4 protein-coding genes and 1 pseudogene are annotated in these 3868 nt (G+C 47.1%); 1 reads left to right on the top strand and 4 read right to left on the bottom strand.

All coding sequences use genetic code 11. The features are described 5' to 3' along the window. The 4 genes and pseudogenes from Q0372_RS02455 to rpmB all read right to left on the bottom strand — a co-directional run. Positions 1–134, bottom strand: a pseudogene (locus Q0372_RS02455) (hypothetical protein); the annotation flags it as partial. 246 nt (positions 135–380) lie between these two features. Then, positions 381–1574 carry a bifunctional glutamate N-acetyltransferase/amino-acid acetyltransferase ArgJ gene (gene argJ, locus Q0372_RS02460; protein WP_298102121.1) on the bottom strand — a complete coding sequence of 398 codons (1194 nt, stop codon included), beginning with the start codon at positions 1572–1574 and terminating at the stop codon, positions 381–383. After that, entirely contained in the window at positions 1567–2697 is a 1131-nt protein-coding gene (locus Q0372_RS02465; protein ID WP_298102124.1) for a potassium channel protein, read from the bottom strand. The genes argJ and Q0372_RS02465 overlap by 8 nt, the downstream gene beginning before the upstream one ends. Positions 2698–2715: 18 nt before the next feature. Then, a complete protein-coding gene (gene rpmB / locus Q0372_RS02470; protein ID WP_040304421.1) occupies positions 2716–2907 on the bottom strand; it encodes a 50S ribosomal protein L28 in 192 nt (63 codons plus the stop codon). A gap of 145 nt (positions 2908–3052) precedes the next feature. Here rpmB and rpe point away from each other — a divergent pair, with 145 nt between their 5' ends. Beyond that, the gene (gene rpe / locus Q0372_RS02475) at positions 3053–3694 is read left to right on the top strand and encodes a ribulose-phosphate 3-epimerase (RefSeq protein WP_298102127.1); all 642 of its coding nucleotides are present in this window, start codon (positions 3053–3055) and stop codon (positions 3692–3694) included. The last annotated feature ends 174 nt before the right edge of the window (positions 3695–3868 follow it).

Raw genomic sequence — 3868 nt, forward strand, 5'->3', positions numbered from 1 at the left:
TAGAGCGTGAACGCCTCGCCGCGCAGACAGGCCACGGAGGCGTCGATCAGCTCGTCGTGTTTCTCGAAAAGCGAATCAAATCGCGCGTTTTTGCCTTTTAACTCAGTGATTAAATCTCTGTATTCATGAAACATGCTTTACTCCTTTGAAAAATTTATTTAAGTATATCAATAAAGCGCTTAAAACCTAATTTCAGCTATCAAATTTAGACTGAATTTCACGCATGAGATTCCAAATTTTAAAAGGTAAAATTTTAGTATTTAAAAATTTAAAACAGGCAAATTTAAATGATAAAATTTTAGGGCAGAGCTTTAAAGCCCTGCCGCTATTCGCTATTTTCGAGACGAGATTTTTATTATGAAAGAGTAAGCTGTGAATCTTTATGATCTATAATCGGCGTTGATTTTTACGTAGTCGTAGCTAAGATCGCAGCCGTATGCACTAAACTCGCCATCCCCGAGCCCTAAATCGCACCAGATCGTAAAGCTTTTTTGCTGCATTACGGCGTGGGCCGTGGCCTCGCGAGCGGCGTCCAGTTCGCGATTTTGCGCGTCATAAAGTAGCACGTCATCGTATTTAATACGCAGCTTTTCTTCGTCGCATTCGATACCGCAGGCGCCTATGGTGGAGGCTATGCGACCCCAATTCGGGTCTTCGCCGAAGATCGCCGTTTTAACAAGCGGCGAATTGCTTAGCGCCTTCGCCGCCCTGCGGGCATCATCGGCATTTGCGGCACCGCTTACTTTAAATCGCACCAGCTTGTTTGCGCCTTCGCCATCTTTTACCAGCATTAGCGCAAGCTCGCGCGTCAGGGCATTTAGCGCGGAGGCGAAAGCATTTTTGTCGTAGGCACATTTGGCGCTGCTGCAGAGCATAATCGTATCGTTGGTGGAGGTGTCGCCGTCGACGCTTACTGTGTTAAAGCTCTGCTCCGCCGCTTTTTTTAGCAGCTCGTCCATATCCGCGCGCGGTATTTTTGCGTCGGTCAGGACGAAGCAGAGCATGGTCGCAAGCGCAGGATTGATCATACCCGCGCCCTTGCAAACGGCTGCGATGTGAAATTTCTCGCCGTTTTCTAAAGAAATTTCATATGCAAGCTCTTTTTTTATCGTATCGGTAGTCATAATGGCGGTGGCTAGGGCATCTGAGTTTCGCGCCGAGAGGTTAAAATTTTGCGCGGCGGTGATAATTTTTTCCTTTTTGAGGCGGTATCCGATGACGCCAGTGGAACTCATAACGGGGTTTATCAGAGGGATTTTTTTGCCAAGCTCGCTAAAAATTTCATCGATATCGGCGATGCCTTGCTTCCCGGTCATAGAGTTTGCGTTTTTAGAATTTACGAGGATAAAATTTGTTTTAAGATCCCCGCCCGCGCGCTCTTGCGCCCTTTTGAAATGCCTAATCGGTGCAGCTTGAAATTTATTGCTCGTAAAGATCGCGCTTACGGCAAAGGGCTCGTCCGCATGGATAAATCCCAGATCGTTCCCCTCTTTTTTAAAGCCCGAATTCGCGCCGTCGAAATAAAAGCCCTCGACATTCTGCAAGCCGCCCTCGAGCTTAGCGATTTTAAACATATCTCATCTCCTGTGGCTTGTATTTGCTGCGGATGAGTTTTTTGGTGTTGCGGATGCCCTCTGCCGTGCCAATGACTAAAAATTTCACTCCCGTACCGATGAGGTAGTCGCCATCTGGCATCGGGATAAAGCGGCTGTTGGGCTCTTTGATTCCCACGACGTCGGCGTTTGTAAAATCGCGCAAGCGAGTTTCTTTTAGGCGCTTGAAGCGGATCCACGAAAAATCGGGCACCGTGATCTCCTCTATATCGATGAGGGAGTCTTTTTTATACAAAAACCGCTCCAAAATGTTTTCCATATCGGGGCGCACGCTGATCGCAGAGAGCCTTTGTGCGGCGAGTTTGGATGGTGAGACGATAGAATTTGCGCCGAGTTTTTTTAGCCTCTCGGTGTCGCTGTCATCATCGCTATTTGCCATGATGAAGTAGGGGGTGATGCGACCAAGCTCCTTTTCGTATAGGCGCACCAGCGAGATTATTGCGATATTATCGGCTAAATTTGGACTTAGCGTGATGACGGATTTTGCAGATGACAGATGCGCTTTTAGCATCGTGGTTTCTACATGCGGTTCTCCTACGATGAAATATGGATAGCGGTTTTCTTCGGCGATTTTGGCTAGAGCGGGATCGGGGTCGATCACGACAAAAGGCAGATGATTTTCGCGAAACTGCTTGGCAAGCTCGGCGCAGTAGATGTTGTTGTAACAGATAATGTAGTGGTTTTTGAGCCTTGCGATGTTGTTGATCATTCGTTGCTCCCTAAGTAAATTTTGAAGTTTGCCGTTTTTTATGACCTCGACGACGACGCCCAGGCAAAATGAAAAGGTTCCAAAGCCCATGAGGATGAATAAGACGGTAAAAATTCTACCCGCGGGCGATATCGGCGCTACTTCGGTAAAGCCTACCGTCGTGAAGGTCATACCCGCCTGATAAAAGGCGTCTATGAGTGAAAAGCCCGCTATAAAAACATAGCCTAATGTGCCGATTAGCATCATCAGCACGATGGTTATCAGTGGTAAGCGAAAAGGTCGTAGCTGGTCGTAAATTTCTGTGTAGAGGTTGATGTCCGGCTTAGTCGAGCCGGACCAGTCGAGGAATCGCTTGATCTTGTCCAAAACAGACATAAATTCCTCTTTAAGAGGTTATTTTGATTGTTTTTTCATAGTTCGTAGAGTTGAGGCGGCGACTTTGATTCGTCTGGTTGAGCCGTCTTCTAGCTGAACGCGGATGGTGCGTAGATTGACCTGGAATTTCTTTTTGGTCCTGTTATTTGCGTGGCTGACATTGTTTCCTACCATCGCACCTTTGCCGGTGATTGCGCATCTTCTTGCCATAATAAATCCTTGATGATTAAAATAAATGGCGATTATAGCGAAAAAATTTCAAATTATGCTTAAAATCCGCCGCGGTTTAAATTTAGCGAAATTTATGACAAAACTAAGTAAAATTTCGCATCTTAAAATTTTATAAGGAATCTTAATGTATGTAGCACCCAGCATTTTATCGGCGGATTTCGGAAGGCTTGCGGAGGAAATTCGCGCAGTCTGCGAGGCGGGCGCCGATCTCATTCACGTGGATGTGATGGACGGGCATTTCGTACCCAATCTTACGATCGGACCGCTTGTAGCAAGTGCGGTAGCAAAGGCGAGCAGCAAGCCTTTAGACATCCATCTGATGGTCAAAAACGTGCCGTTTTTCGTCGATCTTTTTTTGCCGCTAAGGCCGAAATTTCTTAGCTTCCATATCGAGGAGGAGACCCATCCGCTGCGCCTCATAGATCATATCCGCCATAGCGGCGTCTCGCCTGCGGTTGTGCTGAATCCGCACACTCCGCTTAGCGCGCTGGAGTTTATTTTGGGCGAAGTGGATATGGTGCTTTTGATGAGCGTTAATCCTGGCTTTGGCGGGCAGAAATTTATCCCCTCGGCGCTTGAGAAAATTAAGCAGCTGCGCGAGCTGATCGATCGTAAAGGCGCAAAATGCCTCATCGAGGTCGATGGCGGCGTAAACGGGCTGAATATCGCAGATATCGACGAAGCGGGCGCCGACGTCGTGGTAGCGGGCAATTACATATTTTCTTCAAACGACTACGCGGAGGCGATCCGTGCGCTTAAAATTTAGGCGCGGCACAGGGGTAAAATTTTGACGCGTCAGATCGAAAATTTAATAAATTTACTGGCTCAAAAGAGCATAAATTATTACGATTTTATCTCAAAAGCAAGCGATATTGCCGAGATTACCGAGCTTTTTGAGCCCAAAGACCTTTCGATGTGGCGTGCGCTGGGCATAGAGATA

The sequence above is a fragment of the uncultured Campylobacter sp. genome (assembly GCF_937997405.1).
GTDB lineage: Bacteria > Campylobacterota > Campylobacteria > Campylobacterales > Campylobacteraceae > Campylobacter_B.